This is a genomic window from Dyadobacter sp. HNCC25DJ183 (assembly GCF_056895175.1).
In genome coordinates this window covers 293,169-308,998 of sequence record NZ_JBXHAP010000006.1, presented here as the reverse complement: position 1 = coordinate 308,998, position 15,830 = coordinate 293,169, and the positions used below count along the sequence as shown (strand labels likewise).

Annotated in this window: 15 protein-coding genes; 6 read left to right on the top strand and 9 right to left on the bottom strand. The window is 46.7% G+C overall.

Annotated features, from left to right (window positions below):
• Nucleotides 1-41: 41 nt before the first annotated feature.
• Together AC1XTG_RS17005 and rbfA are read right to left on the bottom strand one after the other, a co-directional pair.
• Entirely contained in the window at nucleotides 42-1,268 is a 1,227-nt protein-coding gene (locus AC1XTG_RS17005) for an FtsX-like permease family protein (protein ID WP_056281189.1), read from the bottom strand.
• A gap of 16 nt (nucleotides 1,269-1,284) precedes the next feature.
• Nucleotides 1,285-1,668, bottom strand: a complete 384-nt coding sequence (gene rbfA, locus AC1XTG_RS17000) for a 30S ribosome-binding factor RbfA (protein WP_056281187.1) — start codon at nucleotides 1,666-1,668, stop codon at nucleotides 1,285-1,287.
• Nucleotides 1,669-1,874: 206 nt separating this feature from the next.
• Here rbfA and AC1XTG_RS16995 point away from each other — a divergent pair, with 206 nt between their 5' ends.
• On the top strand, nucleotides 1,875-3,287 hold the full coding sequence (locus AC1XTG_RS16995; RefSeq protein WP_056281185.1) for a hypothetical protein: 1,413 nt from the start codon (nucleotides 1,875-1,877) through the stop codon (nucleotides 3,285-3,287).
• Here the strand turns inward: AC1XTG_RS16995 and rpiB are convergent.
• Nucleotides 3,284-3,715, bottom strand: a complete 432-nt coding sequence (gene rpiB / locus AC1XTG_RS16990; RefSeq protein WP_031525927.1) for a ribose 5-phosphate isomerase B — start codon at nucleotides 3,713-3,715, stop codon at nucleotides 3,284-3,286. The genes AC1XTG_RS16995 and rpiB overlap by 4 nt on opposite strands.
• A 132-nt stretch (nucleotides 3,716-3,847) precedes the next feature.
• On the opposite strand from rpiB, the gene AC1XTG_RS16985 reads away from it, so the two are divergent.
• Complete coding sequence (locus AC1XTG_RS16985; protein WP_157474580.1) at nucleotides 3,848-4,618, top strand: LOG family protein; 771 nt, start codon at nucleotides 3,848-3,850, stop codon at nucleotides 4,616-4,618.
• A gap of 4 nt (nucleotides 4,619-4,622) precedes the next feature.
• On the opposite strand, the gene AC1XTG_RS16980 is transcribed toward AC1XTG_RS16985, so the two are convergent.
• A complete protein-coding gene (locus tag AC1XTG_RS16980; protein ID WP_484842753.1) occupies nucleotides 4,623-5,594 on the bottom strand; it encodes a ComEA family DNA-binding protein in 972 nt (323 codons plus the stop codon).
• A gap of 113 nt (nucleotides 5,595-5,707) precedes the next feature.
• A complete protein-coding gene (locus AC1XTG_RS16975) occupies nucleotides 5,708-6,748 on the bottom strand; it encodes a DUF4097 family beta strand repeat-containing protein (RefSeq protein ID WP_484842752.1) in 1,041 nt (346 codons plus the stop codon).
• A 262-nt stretch (nucleotides 6,749-7,010) separates the two neighbouring features.
• Here AC1XTG_RS16975 and AC1XTG_RS16970 point away from each other — a divergent pair, with 262 nt between their 5' ends.
• Nucleotides 7,011-7,238, top strand: a complete 228-nt coding sequence (locus AC1XTG_RS16970) for a hypothetical protein (RefSeq protein WP_056281180.1) — start codon at nucleotides 7,011-7,013, stop codon at nucleotides 7,236-7,238.
• On the opposite strand, the gene AC1XTG_RS16965 is transcribed toward AC1XTG_RS16970, so the two are convergent.
• The 4 genes from AC1XTG_RS16965 to AC1XTG_RS16950 all read right to left on the bottom strand — a co-directional run bounded on the left by AC1XTG_RS16965 (nucleotide 7,239) and on the right by AC1XTG_RS16950 (nucleotide 12,894).
• Entirely contained in the window at nucleotides 7,239-7,595 is a 357-nt protein-coding gene (locus tag AC1XTG_RS16965) for a hypothetical protein (RefSeq protein ID WP_484842751.1), read from the bottom strand.
• A gap of 73 nt (nucleotides 7,596-7,668) precedes the next feature.
• Nucleotides 7,669-9,060: a GH1 family beta-glucosidase gene (locus tag AC1XTG_RS16960; RefSeq protein WP_484842750.1), complete on the bottom strand. Its 1,392-nt coding sequence runs from the start codon at nucleotides 9,058-9,060 to the stop codon at nucleotides 7,669-7,671.
• Nucleotides 9,061-9,173: 113 nt separating this feature from the next.
• Nucleotides 9,174-11,624, bottom strand: a complete 2,451-nt coding sequence (locus AC1XTG_RS16955) for a T9SS type A sorting domain-containing protein (RefSeq protein WP_484842749.1) — start codon at nucleotides 11,622-11,624, stop codon at nucleotides 9,174-9,176.
• A gap of 700 nt (nucleotides 11,625-12,324) precedes the next feature.
• On the bottom strand, nucleotides 12,325-12,894 hold the full coding sequence (locus AC1XTG_RS16950; protein WP_484842748.1) for an RNA polymerase sigma factor: 570 nt from the start codon (nucleotides 12,892-12,894) through the stop codon (nucleotides 12,325-12,327).
• A 172-nt stretch (nucleotides 12,895-13,066) separates the two neighbouring features.
• Between AC1XTG_RS16950 and AC1XTG_RS16945 the strand changes: the two genes are divergently transcribed.
• From AC1XTG_RS16945 to AC1XTG_RS16935, 3 genes are read left to right on the top strand one after another with little or no spacing between them, the layout of a single operon-like run.
• On the top strand, nucleotides 13,067-14,434 hold the full coding sequence (locus AC1XTG_RS16945; RefSeq protein WP_484842747.1) for a hypothetical protein: 1,368 nt from the start codon (nucleotides 13,067-13,069) through the stop codon (nucleotides 14,432-14,434).
• A 1-nt stretch (nucleotide 14,435) separates the two neighbouring features.
• Nucleotides 14,436-14,909 carry a GNAT family N-acetyltransferase gene (locus AC1XTG_RS16940; RefSeq protein ID WP_484842746.1) on the top strand — a complete coding sequence of 158 codons (474 nt, stop codon included), beginning with the start codon at nucleotides 14,436-14,438 and terminating at the stop codon, nucleotides 14,907-14,909.
• Nucleotides 14,906-15,769, top strand: a complete 864-nt coding sequence (locus tag AC1XTG_RS16935) for a carbohydrate-binding family 9-like protein (RefSeq protein WP_484842745.1) — start codon at nucleotides 14,906-14,908, stop codon at nucleotides 15,767-15,769. Before AC1XTG_RS16940 ends, AC1XTG_RS16935 begins: the two co-directional genes overlap by 4 nt.
• Nucleotides 15,770-15,830: the final 61 nt, after the last annotated feature.

The following is a 15,830-nucleotide window of genomic DNA, read 5'->3' as shown; positions in this document are numbered from 1 at the left end:
ATTATCGAATTTAATAAGTCGTTTTCTGTTCTCGGAAGTACTTAAACGCGCAAAATAGCGCCCGCCTCGGCTGCGCGCCGGGCTGGTATGTAAGAGACTATCATGGTAATCATAACGACAACAATGCCTGTATAGAGTATATCTTCCCATATTAATTTGACCGGGTATGCATCCACCAGTGAAGTAGTCATTCCCATTGAAACAAAGCCGTATTTAATCTGTAACCAGCAAATCAGGACACCTCCGACTAAGCCGAATATTGCTCCGGAAAGCGCTACGATGGCACCTTCTGTCAGAAAAATCTTCCTGATCAGCGAAGGCGTCGCGCCAAGTGCATACAACATGGATATATCCTTTTTCTTCTCGATTGCCAGCATACTCAATGAAAAGAAAATATTGATTGCGGCAACTAAAATAATCAGGGACAGGGTAACAGCCACAAAAAGCTTTTCCATTTTGATCGCACGCAGCAAATCAGCATTCAGGGAATCCCGGTCTTTTACCACAAAATCCTTGCCCAACACACTCGCAAGCTGCGCGCTCACTGCCTGTTCACGAAATCCCGGACTTACATTGATCTCGATCGCCGACCTGTCACCCCGGTATTGCATCAGCGAATCGACCAGGTCCACCGGCGCGATCACGTAATCGTCGTAGCGGGTTTCTATAAAAAAGACGCCACCCGGCCTCAACGCCAACTGATTGAAAGCTTCCGGCGAGGTGAGGTTCAGTGCCTTTGTACTTGTTCTGGGATATAGGAATTCGAGGGGTGTAAGAATGTCTTCCAGCGAAATAGACAATGCATTGCGGATACCTTCTGATACGATCGCATACGGAGTTCCATTTGTGCCGCGCAATGTTAGAGAACCTTCGATCATCGCCGTATCAAGTCTTTCCTGCTGCTCAAAAGTGCGGTCTACTCCTTTTAGACGAACAATGGTCTGCTGATGACCGTACCTTGCAAGGGCATTGTCCTCAATCACTTCGGTGATCACACTTACTCCATTCACCTTTTTAATGCTGGTGAGCATGGCAGGCGTAATCGTAAACCGCTTTCCGGCCGCAGGCGCTATTTTGATGTCAGAATCAAAAGTCTTGAAGATTTTCCGGTTAAGATCCTCCATTCCGTTAAAAACAGAGAGCACCACCACCATTGCCATTGTTCCGACAGCCACGCCGGCCATCGCAATCCGGGCAATCAGGCTGATAAAACTTCTTTTGTTGCGCGAGAAAAAATAGCGAACGGCAATTCGGTAAGAAAGATCCATGACCGGGAGGATTGAATCAATTTGTTTCTTCTTCCTCGTCCGGCGCTGCAGGAGGTATTACAATATCGGAGAACAGCAATTCCATCTTGGCTGCATATTCTGCTGTGTCATCCATGTAAAATTGAAGGTGCGGTACGATCCTCAGCTGGTGGCGAACACGCTCGCCAAGCTTCTGGCGGATAAAGCGCGTATTCTCCTTGATCGTTTCCAGTAAAATGGTCTTTTTATTATCCGGTAAAAAGCTCAGGTAGGCTCTTGCGATGCCCAGATCTGGTGTAACTCTCACTGCAGTAATCGTCACGATCGATCCGTTGATCAAATGCTGTGCGTCTTTTTGAAAAATCTCGCCCAGATCCTTTTGTATTTGCCTGCCTACTTTTTGTTGTCTTTTCGATTCCATGTGTAAATTCTTTATCGGAGAAGGGTCGCGTTTGCGGTACTCAGACTGTCTGCTTCTCAAGTTAGGGTGATGTAAACTACATTCCTAAATCATCCTTCCACGTTTTTCCAATGATCACAAATATCCGCACTTATTTTGTTTTTGTAGAATGCAGCGTTGTAATTTCGTAAAAGTTATTCCCGTAAGCTACATAATCCGCATCGTACTTGCTTAGTTTTTTCCGAGTCAATGCAAGGTATCAGACCATCAGCCTGGTAGTATTCTTCCTGCTGCTCCGCCTCCCCTTTTTCCTGGGTGGTGCACCCCTGCTGATCCCTGAACTGAGCTGGATGCTCGTGGGTGAACAAATGGGCCGCGGCTTCATGCTTTACCGGGATGTGTGGGACAATGTGAGCCCATTCTCCGGCTTGACTTACTGGCTGATCGACAGCCTCTTCGGCCGTACGCAATGGGTTTATCAGATCGCCGCGATGACGGTATCCATTGTCCAGATCCTGTATTTTAACTATGTCATCCATTCGCGGGAAGTATTCCCCGAACGCACATTCCTGCCCGGGGCGCTCTATACCCTGTTCCTCAACATCTCATTTGATATGGGTACACTTTCACCCATGTTGATGGCCAACACATTCCTGCTTTTTGCATTCGGGTCGATCGTCAAAATGCTGGTAAGGCGCGAGGTAACTACGCAGGTTTTTGAAATGGGGCTCTACATCGGGATCGCGACCTTGTTTTATCTGCCCGCCTCTCTCTTTGTAATCTGGGCGTTTCTGGCGCTGCTGTTCTACACAGGCTCCACGATCCGCCACCACTTACTGGGTCTTTTCGGCTCCCTGTTTCCCTTGTTAATGGTCGTACTGTTTTTCTATCTGAACAACGGCATTGAAAGCTTGAACAGGAACCTGCTTACCTCGGTGTTTCAGGTAAAACAATATAACCTCAACGATTTTTCGTCGCTGCTTGCTTCCCTCCTGCTGCCGCTTGGCTTTGGGATCATGGGCTTTATGCGGATATTCACCACGCTCCGGTTTGTCAACTATCAAACCCGCATTCAGCAGGTAATGGCGCTGTGGTTCATTGTCGCGGTATTTACAATTCCGCTCATGCAGTTTCTGGCTCCTATGCAGTTTGTGATCTTCATTCCGCCAGCTGCATTCTTTGCTACCCATTATTTTCAGAGTTTCAAGAAAAACAGCTGGGCCGACGAGCTGCAATTCACCTTAATGGGTGCGGTGATTATTTTGATTCAGTACCAGGGATTACGGGGAATTATTCCGGGTATTTCAATGGGAAGACTGGAAAACCTGCGCACCAAGCCGGCTAACCTGCCTGAACAGATTACCGGGAAACGCATTCTTGTTTTGGGAAGTCACTCAGGAGAGTATATCGATAACTACACCGCCACACCCTACCTGAACTGGGAATTGGCGAGCTACGATTTGCGAAGCCTGGATAACTTCGACAGCGTGATCCATGTTTATGATAATTTCAAAAAGGACCCGCCGGATTACGTGATCGATAAAGTGAATTTAATGCCGAAACTGCTCAGCAGAGTTCCGGCATTACAGAAGCAATATAAGCTGAGCCCCTGGAAAGGCATTTACGAACGCACCAACTAGCAAGCGATTTTATTAACCCGCGTCTGGTGACGGCCGCCTTCAAATTCGGTAGCCAGGAAAGCTTCCAGGCTCGCCAATGCGGTTTCCAACTCCATAAAACGTACCGGAAAGCAGATTACATTGGAATCATTGTGCTGCCTCGTCAATGCTGCCAGCGGAGTATCCCACACCAATGCAGCGCGGATTCCCTGGTGTTTATTGGCAGTAATGCAAACCCCCTGGCCGCTTCCGCATAGTAAAACCCCTTTTTCAAACTCGCCGCTTTCAACAGCACTGGCGACAGGATGTGCGAAATCTGCATAGTCTGCAGAGTCAGGGCTGTAAGTCCCGAAATCCTTGGTTTCGAAACCATTTGCAGTCAGCCATTCAATGATCGGTTCTTTGTATGGAAATCCGGCGTGATCTGAACCAATAGCAATTTTTCTCATTACTTTTCTGTTAATTAAGGCCCGTCTTTTGCAGACGGTCGGGTGAATAGCGAGCGGCTCCAAGGCACGCTTGTAATACAAAAATACCATTATATGGTTTAACAATTAAATGGAGTTTAGAATATGAGTGATATGAGTGAACAAACAAAACCAACCAATGCAGAGTTGGTTGACGTTTCCCTTCTTAATCCGGCAGTGCCCGAAGATGAAAAAAGGATCAAGGAAGCCTTTGAAGACAGGAACTGGAATGAAATAAAAAGTGCCGATTCGTGGGTTATATTTAAAGTAATGGCCGAGTTTGTGGAAGGGTTTGACAAACTGGCGAAGATCGGTCCCTGCGTTTCCCTGTTCGGTTCGGCAAGGACATTGCCCGATAACCCGCACTACAAAACAGCTGAGGAAATAGCTGCAAAGCTGGTAAGGCACGGGTACGGGGTGATCACCGGTGGTGGGCCGGGTATCATGGAAGCGGGTAACAAAGGTGCATCCGAGCAAGGCGGTAAGTCTGTCGGACTCAACATTAAATTGCCTTTTGAACAGCACAGCAACATTTACATCGACCACGACAAGAGCATCAACTTCGACTTCTTCTTTGTGCGGAAAGTAATGTTTGTTAAATACTCACAAGGTTTCGTAGTGATGCCGGGCGGTTTTGGTACGCTGGATGAGCTTTTTGAAGCATTAACCCTGATCCAAACCAAGAAAATCGGCCGCTTCCCGATCGTGCTGGTTGGAAGTTCTTACTGGACCGGGCTGCTGGACTGGATCAAAGGCACAATGCTCACGGAGCGGAATATCAATGCGGAAGATCTGAAACTGATCAGCGTTGTAGATACACCCGACGAGGCTGTGAAGGTGATCGATACATTCTATTCCAAATACCTGCTGAAACCTAACTTTTAATGGTTCAGTAGTCGAGGTAAGGCTCTATTTTCCGCAGTTGCTCCTCGTCAAGTATTTTTACATTGCGCAGATCGGCGCTGTTTTTAAAGCTTCCATGCTGGTTACGGTAATTGATAATTACTGAAACCAGCTTTTTGTTTTTCATATAGCTATGACTTCCCAGTTCAGCAGCAGTCGCCGTATTGATATTGATCCTTTTCACCCCGGTCGATATCACCGCATATTTGTCAAGCTCACCCAATGCAACCGAATCAAGACCGAAGATTTCGGCAAACTGGCTCTTCGAATGGAACCCGCCAAGTGCATCGCGAAACTTCAATATCCTTACAGAAAGTTTGGTACCAATGCCGCGCAGCCTGACGAGCTGGCTAGTATCCGCAGTATTGATATCAAAGGAAGCGATAACTGGAGGCGTAAATTTCCGTGTTCCTTCTCTGGTTTTATTGACATTTTCAGGCGCATTGGAGAAGTTACTTTTTGCAGTCAATGCAGTGTTGTTATTCTTTATTTCAATGAAAGGAACCAGCTTTTGAAACAGATCCGGCGGAAAATCATAGATGTGCAGCAGGTCCTCCTTTTTCCTGAACTTCCCTCCTTTTGACCTGAACTTATCTATCCTTTTGGCCAAAAATACGGGTATTCCCAGCTCAGCAAGCTGCTCCACAGTAGCCGCATTCGGGTCAAATGCAAACAGACGGACTGGTTTGGGAGGTTTTTCGTACTGCTGGCGCGACTTCTTTTTCTGTTCCTTAAACCTAGTCTTGTTTTCAGTTTCAATGTCGGCCACAATGCTATCCAGCTTCGCCTCGCTCAACGGCGCCGGACCGGGCGGAAAAATCGGGAGTATATACCTTCTGAATACAAAGGGAAACCAGATAACGAGCGCGCAAAGCACCATCAATGCGATCGCGCCGCGTGCCTCCTTTCTTGAAATTTCGAAGAAATCCTGAATCTGCTCCGTCAGTTTTTTAAACATAAGTCAAAGGCGCTTTTCCCTTTTGACGTCCGGAATTCATTTTGGTATCGGTCAAAAAACAAAAGAACGTCAGGCGATAAACCCGACGTTCTTTCGTAATGCTTTTGTATGGATCAATTTACATAAACGCTGCCGCTGCTGGCGGATAATGTGACAGGAATGCCGCCGCCATTCATTTTACCGCGAACATACTCCTTCTCAGCGCGACCATCGAAATTTTTCAAAGGGATGGAGACTTTGTTTCCTTTCAGGTTCAGGTCCATTCCCGCGTCCATCGGCATAGTTACGCGCACGCTGCCGGCGGAGCTGGATATATCCACGTACTTGCCCAGCTTGGTGAGTTCCACTTCTACGCTGCCCGCGCTTGTGCTTGCCTTGATACTGCCCGAAACATTTGCCAGCCGCACAGAACCGCCCGAAGTTCCGGTATCCAATGCGCCGCTGATATCGTCTCCTTTCACACTGCCGCCACTCGTATGCGCCACAACGTCGCCATTGATGCTGTTGAGTGTGATACTGCCTCCGGAGGTATTCAGTTCAATTTTGCCTTTCAGTCCGGTTGCCTTGATACTGCCGCCACTGGTTTCAAGGTCTATTTCGTTAGTGCAATTTGTTACGTCAATGCTCCCGCCGGAGGTGCGTCCGTGTATCATTCCGCTGAGATCTTCCACTTTCAGGCTTCCTCCGCTTGTCTGAAAATTCTGCTCACCGGTTAAAGAAGCGATCTTAATGCTGCCTCCGCTAGTTTTCAGATTGGTTGCTACATTCCTCGGCGCATATACTTTGAACCCGATCGAAATGCTCTTTTTGTCGTTCCAGGTAGTACCTGATTTCCGCTTGGCGGTAGCCACAACCTTGTTCCCCTCTGTTCCGATCAGGATATCGTAATCTTCAAGCCTGTCTTCAATTTCATCTTTCGATAGCTCGTCTTTTCCATTCCAATTATTTGGTTTTACAAACATATCTACCTTAAAACCATCACTTTGTCCGCCAGTCACGGAAATGGATCCTCCCGAAGTTTCAACAACAAGCTCTTTCAAAGATGAGCTTGTGAATTTTTTGGAAACGTAAGGCTGCTCGCTGTCAGACTGCGCTATAGCGCCCGTTGCCAGCAACAATGGAAATGCGATCAGAAGTAAATGTCTTTTTTTCATGATTATCAGATGTTTGCTCAATGATGCTGAAAACGAAGAAGAAGTTGCGCGGTTCCGGATAAATCAATGGTAACTGCAAATCTTTGTTTGTTTCAATGAATGCTCAATAATTGAGCCACCATTTAAGTATCTGTTGGACAGAAACTTACACCATAAGTACTGTTCATATCCGGACAATTTCAAAGAACAATGCACACTTAACCAGTACAACAGTAACCAGCGGGTACGATTTTTGAGAAAGTAGCTCCAAACTCAAAAGCTTATGAAAACTTACCAAATCCAGGTTAATGATACAGACAATGCACTGGTAACCAAAATCCTGCAAACTCTGGAACAAAGAGGCCTGATTACCCTGCACATCGACAACCAGTATGAACATCATGAAAAAGCAACACCCGCCACAGAGGAGCAGGTGCAAGAAATTATAGATGAGGCAGAATTAGGCCCCTATTATTCTGAGAAAGAGGCGAAGCAGATCCTGAACTTGTAATTATTTTTTGCGGATTGAGATTACCTTGATTTCATCAAAAGTACCCGTTTTACTCCAGCCGCATTGAACAGCGGCTTTTTTTCCGGTTTTACTGTACTTTAATTGTACCGGCGTGAAGCTGTAATACTCTTTAATAATCCCCAGCTCTGCCTCAATCGTCTTGCGTGAAGCTTCATCTGGCAAAAGAGAATAGGTACTATCCTTGGTGGAAACACTGAAATGCCAAGAACAACCGTCTGACGCCAGCTGATTGGTCCAGGTGGCTTCCACTTCCACTACTTCGTCATCAAGCACGCTGCTTTCATCGTGGCAGCCTATCCAGGCAAGCAGGCCGAAAAGTACAATGAGGATTTTCATTTAGTAATAAGTTTACAGGTTTGCTGAAAGACGTACAAGCCGCATTAATGGTTGTAAATGCGAGCGACGGATTTCATGCATTCAAAAAAGATCTGAACCACAAACCGGATTCTTTGATCGTCCGCTGCTGCGTTTTGAAATCAACAAAAATCAATCCGAACCTCGCAGCGTAACCTTCCGCCCATTCAAAATTGTCCATTAAAGTCCACGCCAGGTATCCATTAACTTTCACGCCCTCGTTTTTCGCTTTCAGGATCGCAGCCAGATAGTCTTCAAAATATTGCCTGCGCTCCGGATCAGCTACTTCTCCATTTATATAATGATCCTCAAAGGCGGCTCCGCTTTCCGACACAATGATTTCCTTAATGCCTTCGTAGGCAGCGTACTGTTTCAGAATCCTGTACATTCCGTCGGCATCCACCTCCCAGCCCATGCTGGTGACCGGTACGTTCCTCAGTTTCGCGGGCACTTCTTTCAGCCAGACTACCGGAGCGAGCCAGGAATGTTTCACGACGACGCTGAAATAGTTTTGCAAACCCAGAAAATCAAAGTCAAACGTGAGCTTATCCAGATCTCCTTCCCGCATGTAGCGATTCAGATTTGACAAAAAAGGAAAATCCTGAACAGGATAACCCAGTCCGAGTGCCGGCTCCACAAAAAGCCTGTTCATCACGGTGTCGGCTCTTTTCGCCGCACGGATATCTGCCGCGCTACCCGACTCTGCATACACGTAAGAACAGGAAACAGAAGTACCGATGAATGCTCCCGGTACCAGCGCGCGAACTTTCCTTCCGCCTTCGGCCTGGCACAATGCAAGGTGGTGCACCGCAGGGAGAAAATTCCAGATCCCTTTTTTGCCGGGTGCGTGCAGGCCGGTCGTATAACCCAGCCCGGCAACCGCCATGGGTTCATTCAGTATGATCCAGTTCTTGACGCGGTCGCCAAAAGCCGTGGCACAAATGGCCGCGTACTCTGAAAACCAGTCTACGATCTGCCGGTTCGTCCAGCCCCCGAGCTCTTCCAGCGCCTGCGGCAAGTCCCAGTGATATAGCGTAATCCAAGGCACCAGGCCCAATGCAATGCACTGGTCTATGAGCCGGTTGTAAAATGCAATACCTTTTTCATTGACTGCTCCAAATCCCGACGGAAGTATCCTCGACCATGAAATCGAAAACCTGAAATCGGTAAAGCCGAGTTCTTTGACCAGCAGCAGATCCTGTTCATATTGATGGTAAAAATCACAGGCAGTCTGCGCATTGTCGCCATTTTTGATTTTACCTTTCTTCTTCGCGAAAATATCCCAGATGCAATCTCCCCTGCCGTCTTCATTCACCGCACCTTCTATCTGGTAAGCGGCTGTGGCAACACCCCAGCGAAAATCGGTGCCGAAGTCTGACCGGGATAATGGCGCCTGCTGTACTATTGTACCTTCCGGCGATTTAGAAAAACGATTTACAGAATCCACAAAATGACGAAGTGACTTTTCCGGAAAGTTAGGAACATATTATAAAAAACCCCTCGCCCTGAGTTTCAGGAGGAGGGGTTTTAAGGCCTTCCGGCTGTTTGCAAAAGACTGCTTTACCTTACTACCACAATTTTGCGCGTGGTTGTACCGTCATTTACTTTCACGAAGTAAGTTCCTTGTGCAAGCCTGGTCAGGTCCACTTCATTGTCCGTATCCGGCTTGGTGTTAAGTACCAGCACGCCATTTACATTGTACAGCTTTACATTGCTGATCTGCTGGTTACCAGTAAATTTGATGCGGTCCGAAGTTGGGTTCGGGTAAATGCGCATTTGTCCATCACCTTCAAAATTCAGGCTCTTGATAGAACTGTATGCAAAAGTCTCATCCGCATCCACCATTTTCAGCCTGTACAGGTTAACCGCAGACGGACTGGTGTGGGTATAGCTGTAAGAGATAGTGGCTTTGCTTTCGCCCTGTGCTTTCACTGTGGTAAGTACCGACCAGTTTTTACCGTCACCGCTATGCTGCACATCGAAATGGTCAGAATTGGTTTCAAGTGTGGTGGTCCAGACCAGGGAAGCAGTTGTTCCTTCTTTTTTCACATTGAAAGAAGCGAGTGTTACAGGAAGCGGAGGGCCTGTGAAAGTTAAGCAGGTACCGTCGATAGCCAGGTAATTTTCTGATCCCGACGCCTGGATTCGAACGATAGTAGTACCAACCGGCATTGTTCCCGCCAATACGTATTTCTGCAATCCCCACGGAGATGCATCTACGATTTTGTCAACATCCCTGAAAATACTACCCAACACTTTTCCTGAATTGTCAAGGAAAATGATCTGAACTTTCTGGTCCCTGTTTTCAGTAACTGCGCCATAGAATATCAGATTGGCTGTATTTCCTGAATTTCCGTCAACGGCTACATCCTGGCGGAATGAACCCGCACCTTGCAGGATAAGGCTTTTCGACCCGCAGTTTGCGATAATTGTTTCCGCACTCACATTGCCTGTCGTAATCCAGCCCACAGTACCTTCTTCAAAACTCGCATTGGTTAGCCTGTTGTCGTTGCAACCTTCGCACTCTTTTGCAGGAGGTGTGATTGACATACAAACGCCATCTATTTTGAAATAATCGCCACTTGAAACTGCGGAGAAACGGACTTTCGCAGCGAAAAGAGGCGCAGTCGCGGTCAGATTGTACTCTTGCAGTTTGTGCGTCTGTGTAACCCGGTAATCCATTTGTACATTATTGTCACTGTTTACCGGAATGGTAATCAACTGACCTGAGCTCGTGTAAAATTCAAGCTTAAACACGTGGTTTTTGGAAGTATCGTGGGTACCTCCGAACACTTTAACTGTCACAACGCTGCCGGGTGTCAAATCAATTTCCTGATAAATGCTGCCTGCGCCAGAGATCAAACCATTTTTAGAACCGCAAACGCTGTATGCTTCATCCTGGCTGAAATTTGTGCCTGTTGACCTGGTCCATGCATCGGTACCAGATTCAAAGCTTCCGTTTTTAACCGCATTTTGCGAGTCAGGGCAGCCGCAGTCAGATGGCGGAGGCGTGGTGATATTCATGCAGGCTACATCTACCTTAAAATAATTACCACTCGAATAGGCCGACAAGCGCACTTTGGTGGCGCCAGCAGGTGCGGTACCGGATAGTTTGTATTCCTCTAATTTATGGTACTGGGTCACCTTGTAGTTCATGTCAACTACCTTGTTGTGAGGGCCATCGATCTTCTGTCCGGCACTGTTGTAGAAAGTCAGCCAGAATTGGTGCGTCTTGCTGGTATCGTGCGTTCCGCCATATACACTCACGTTTACCTCAGCGCCTGCCGATACGTTTACTTCCTGGTAAATAATGCCCGCACCATCGATCAGACCATTTTTTGCGCCGCATTGGCTGTATTTGGTATCTGTCTGAAAGTTGGTCCCGCTCGTTTTCGACCAGCTCGCGGTGCCGTTTTCAAAGCTTCCGTTAGCCAGTGCATTCTCCGAGTCGGGGCAGCCGCAGTCAGTAGGCGCTGGCGGGGTTATGCCCAGACAAGCCACGTCGAACTTAAAATAGTCGCCGCCGGAGTAAATGGACAACACCACTTTCGCCGCGTTAGCCGGCGCGATAATCGAAGTTGTGAAATGTTTTAGCTGGTTGTTGGTAACCTTGTAGTCCATGTTGATGACTCTCCTGTTTTCGTCACCGCCTATTTCCTGGTTGTTGCTTGTATAGAAAGTCAGTTTGAACTGGTGCGTTTTGCTTATGTTGTGGGTACCTCCATAAATGGAAAGGTCAACCTGGCTCCCGCCTTGCAGATCCACCACCTGGTACACTGTACCCGATCCTGTGATCAGACCATTTTTACTGCCGCACATATTGTATGCTTCATCGGTGCCAAAATTGGTACCGTCTGTTTTGCTCCAATAGTTTGTACCGGATTCGAAACTTCCATTTTTGACGGCGTTTTGGGAGCCTAGACAGTCGCAGTCGACGCCTGTACTAAATCCGGGCAGACTAACTCCCAGATTGAGCACGAATAAAAGTAACAGTAAGGAAAATTTTTTCATAAGGTAATTGATTTGTAAATGGTTAGCTTAATGAGTAAGTCAATAAAATGTACGGGCAAATGTACATGCGCAGACCATTAAAAAATATAACTTTTTTTATATTACAAATCAAACCAAAGTAGGTGTACCGCTGATTTCTAAATTAATTTTACGGTTTTAGTAAAAAGTATTTCTTCGATAAAAACCGTATAATTCCCAATATTGACGAGAAAACTTATTGATGTATTTCGAAACTTGGTGAGCAGTAATTCTTGACAATACATAAAAGTATTGATATGAATTTTTCGATATCACGCCTTTACAAAGGCGGACATTCCCGGAAGCTGGATTTTAACTTTGAAGGAAATGCCTGGCGGTAATTACTTCACAGAAAATGCAGGGTGCATTTCTGGCTGCTTGCTGTGCGCAGCTGGTTTGTGGAGAACAGGTAAATGCATAGTTACTGTGCGGGTAAAATTAATTGCAAGCGCAATTGAATGCAGGGATGCACCAAATAATAACACGTTTTTATTTAACGGTTACTGCAACACACACTATTCAGCAGTATAGTTATCCGAAAACCGGTCTATTCCACTGAAGAATTTCGACAATTTTATTTTTTGCAAAAAGCCCGCTTCTACAAGTTTTACACGCCGTTTTACGAAAATCCACAACCTTCCTTTCAGTTTTAATGGATTTTAGCTGTAAAAATTTTGATTTTCTAGTTTGCGTACAGACTCAGCTCGCGCAATGCAAACACGCCGCGCAGGTCCTGCAAAGCTTTGCGCACGCGCGACTTAACCGTACCGAGCGGCAGGCTCAGGTATTCCGAAGCTTCCTCGTGGGTATAACCCTGGAAGTAAACCAGGTCGATCAATGTGCGCCGCTCAGGGAGCAGGTTATCAACCAGTTGTTTGATATCGAAATTGGCTGCGGCGGGATAAAATGCCAGTTTGGAGTTTAATTCGTGTTCAGGAACCGCCTGTAACTTGACCATTCTTTCGAGCTTCACTTCCCCGCGCAGCTTGTCGATGGCGGTATTGCGGGCTACATTCAGGATCCAGGTAAAAAGAGTACCTTTTTCCGGCTGGTAAGTGCCAATGTTCTTCCATATTTTCAGGAACGTATCCTGCAATACGTCGGCTGCATTGTCTTCGCTTTTCACGATTTTCAGCACAATGCCGTACAATGGAGCTGAATAGTTTTCATACAGATAGTCGAACCCGGTTCGATTGTTGTTCTTGAGCAGAACTACCAACTCCTGTTCTGCATATACAGCCTTTTTGCCCATGTCAGCCTTGTTTCTTGTTGTTTGGGTTCACAATATTTTGGAATCAGGGAAGATAATATCAATTCTATTCCAGCTTTTTTCACCCGGACAAACTGGGAAAATACAACTCAGTTTGGGGCATGTTGATTTTGATGTGTGATGCAGCACCAAAGTGCTTCCACAACTTTCTCACATGCACCTAAATTCCTATATTGGAACAAGTAACCACCAAGTCGCAAATGCTATAAAAAAATGCATTACTCTCTTTCTTTCCGTTATTCTTTATGCGTGTTCATCTTCTTCTGAAAATGAGCATGATAAGACGAAGCTTGGCGAGATCGGGAAGGAATATGTCAAACTGGGGCTCGCGATCGGAGCTTATGATACCGACTTTGTAGATGCATATTATGGCCCCGATTCTTTGAAACCTTCCGAAAGCAAGTCCGATACCTTTCCAAAAGCAGCATTTCTGTCCAGAGCAGCTGCATTGAAAACGCAATTGCAAGCATTACAGAAAGGTACCTCCAATGACACAATCGCCACCCGCGCTGACTGGCTGATTTACCAACTGACGGCATTTGAGCGGCGGATCAAGGTTTTCACCCAGGATTTCGCTCCTTTTGATACGGAGTCCAAAGAACTTTTTGACGCCACTGCGCCGGTTTATAATGAAAAGCATTTCCAGGATCTGATCTCCAAGCTGGACCGTGTTCTGCCCGGCAAAGGCAGCATCCAGGAGCGCTACCAGAAAATGGCCGGGCGTTTTCTTATTCCGAAAGATAAAATCGATACCGTTTTTCAAACCGCCATTGCCGAAGCACGCAGGAGAACATTGGCCCATTACAAATTACCTGAAAACGAAACCTTCGAGCTGGAATATGTTACAGACAAACCCTGGTCGGGCTACAACTGGTACAAAGGCAATTTTCACAGTCTGATCCAGATCAATATCAGCCAGCCGATCTTCATTGAACGTGCGATAGATCTCGCCTGCCACGAAGGTTATCCCGGGCACCACGTGTACAATGCACTGCTGGAAAAGAACCTTTTCCGTGACAAAGGCTGGCTTGAAGTATCCCTTTATCCGCTCTTCAGTCCCCAATCGCTCATTGCAGAAGGCAGCGCCAACTACGGTATCTCCATTGCGTTCCCCGGAAAAGAGCAGGAGCAATTTTGCAAGAATGTGCTGCTGCCGGTGGCCGGTCTGGATACTACGGGCACAAGTGCTTATTTCAATGCATTATCACTCAAATCCCGGCTTGGTTATGCAAGAAACGAAGTTGCGCGTGGCTTGCTGGGTGGAAAGATGGATGAAAAAGAGGCTCAGCGCTGGCTGGAAGCCTATTGTTTGCTTCCACCAAAAGGCGCGGTAGATTATATCCGCTTTATCCGGAAATACAGAAGCTATGTGATCAACTATAATTACGGACAGGATCTTGTCAAAAATTACATTGAATCGCAGGGCGGCACCGCGAATGCACCTGAGCTCCGCTGGAAACTTTTTCAGACTTTACTCAGCAACCAGATGCGCGCGGGAAGACTTTTAGAAAAAACGAAATAGTATGAATTTTCACATTAAACAAGCCAGTACAGCATCCGAATACGAGGCAGGCGCAGCCATGTTCCGCGCATACGCCAACTCCCTGGATTTTACCCTCTCCTTTCAGAGTTTTGACGACGAACTCACCATTCTCCCGCAAATGTATGGCGAACCCACCGGCGCCTTGTTCCTGGTGGAAACCGAGAACCAGGCTATCGGAGTAGCAGGGCTGCGGAGGATAGAAAATGACCACACCTGCGAAGTAAAAAGAATGTATATCAAACCCGAATTTCAGGGAATGGGCATTGGAAAGGCACTTTTGGGCGCACTGATCGACAAGGCGGAAGTATTGGGGTACAAAACCATCAAGCTGGACACACTTGGTCCCAAAATGCCGGCGGCGGTTAAGTTGTATAAATCTTTCGGGTTCGTGGAAACGCCGCCTTACAATTATAATCCCTACGAAGGTGTACTCTATTTCGAGAAAAAAATATGAGCGGCATTTCGGTTACAGATGTTTCAACATTGCTTTCCAGAACCTGTCTGTCTCTTTTTGCCTCGGTACTATTCGGTTTTTTTCAGGAAAATCTCGCACAGGCTCCCGCACAGCCAAAAAGCTATGATTGTTACCAGCCCGGCAAGAAAATCATCATTGACGGCAAGCTCAATGAGAGTTCGTGGAAAAAAGCCGCGTGGACTTTGCTTTTTGAAGATATAGAAGGAGATAAAAAGCCTAAGCCCCTGCAGCAAACGCGCGCAAAAATGCTCTGGGACAAAGACTACCTCTACATCGCGGCAGTGATCGAGGAAGAGCATATCTGGGCTTATCAGAACAAGAAAGACCAGATTGTTTACCTGGAAAATGATTTCGAGGTTTTCATCGATCCCGACGGAGATACCGACAATTACTATGAGCTGGAAGTAAACGCGCTCAACAACATCTTTGATCTTTTCCTCGCAAAAACTTATCGCAGCGGCGGAAAGGCTGACATCAGGTGGGATATCAAAGGGTTGCTAACCGCCGTTTCCATTGACGGAACGATCAACAATGCAGTCGACCGAGACAAGCGATGGACTGTCGAGATTGCAATTCCGTTTACAGGATTATCTACCAGCCAGGTGGCAGCAGTAATGCCCGGAGACGGATCTGAATGGCGGATTAACTTTTCACGCGTTAACTGGCAGCATGAAGTGGACAGTGATGGAAAATACGCCAGAAAGCGTGATCCCGGCACAAAGAAGATTCTTCCTGAATACAACTGGGTATGGTCGCCGCAGGGAATTATTAATATGCATTACCCTGAGTATTGGGGCCGGCTGACCTTCCATGCACAGCCGGTAAGCAAGGCAAAATGAGGGATCGAATGTAAAAAGTTGCAAGCTGTCGGCGTGATTAACATTGCCGACAGCCTGCAAC

Excerpts from the sequence above, each read along its gene's own strand:
- AC1XTG_RS17005 (WP_056281189.1), bottom strand. The coding sequence starts at position 1,268 with ATGGATCTTTCTTACCGAATTGCCGTTCGCTATTTTTTCTCGCGCAAC.
- rbfA (WP_056281187.1), bottom strand. The coding sequence starts at position 1,668 with ATGGAATCGAAAAGACAACAAAAAGTAGGCAGGCAAATACAAAAGGAT.
- rpiB (WP_031525927.1), bottom strand. The coding sequence starts at position 3,715 with ATGAGAAAAATTGCTATTGGTTCAGATCACGCCGGATTTCCATACAAA.
- AC1XTG_RS16985 (WP_157474580.1), top strand. The coding sequence starts at position 3,848 with ATGAGTGAACAAACAAAACCAACCAATGCAGAGTTGGTTGACGTTTCC.
- AC1XTG_RS16980 (WP_484842753.1), bottom strand. The coding sequence starts at position 5,594 with ATGTTTAAAAAACTGACGGAGCAGATTCAGGATTTCTTCGAAATTTCA.
- AC1XTG_RS16975 (WP_484842752.1), bottom strand. The coding sequence starts at position 6,748 with ATGAAAAAAAGACATTTACTTCTGATCGCATTTCCATTGTTGCTGGCA.
- AC1XTG_RS16970 (WP_056281180.1), top strand. The coding sequence starts at position 7,011 with ATGAAAACTTACCAAATCCAGGTTAATGATACAGACAATGCACTGGTA.
- AC1XTG_RS16965 (WP_484842751.1), bottom strand. The coding sequence starts at position 7,595 with ATGAAAATCCTCATTGTACTTTTCGGCCTGCTTGCCTGGATAGGCTGC.
- AC1XTG_RS16955 (WP_484842749.1), bottom strand. The coding sequence starts at position 11,624 with ATGAAAAAATTTTCCTTACTGTTACTTTTATTCGTGCTCAATCTGGGA.
- AC1XTG_RS16950 (WP_484842748.1), bottom strand. The coding sequence starts at position 12,894 with ATGGGCAAAAAGGCTGTATATGCAGAACAGGAGTTGGTAGTTCTGCTC.
- AC1XTG_RS16945 (WP_484842747.1), top strand. The coding sequence starts at position 13,067 with ATGCACCTAAATTCCTATATTGGAACAAGTAACCACCAAGTCGCAAAT.
- AC1XTG_RS16940 (WP_484842746.1), top strand. The coding sequence starts at position 14,436 with ATGAATTTTCACATTAAACAAGCCAGTACAGCATCCGAATACGAGGCA.
- AC1XTG_RS16935 (WP_484842745.1), top strand. The coding sequence starts at position 14,906 with ATGAGCGGCATTTCGGTTACAGATGTTTCAACATTGCTTTCCAGAACC.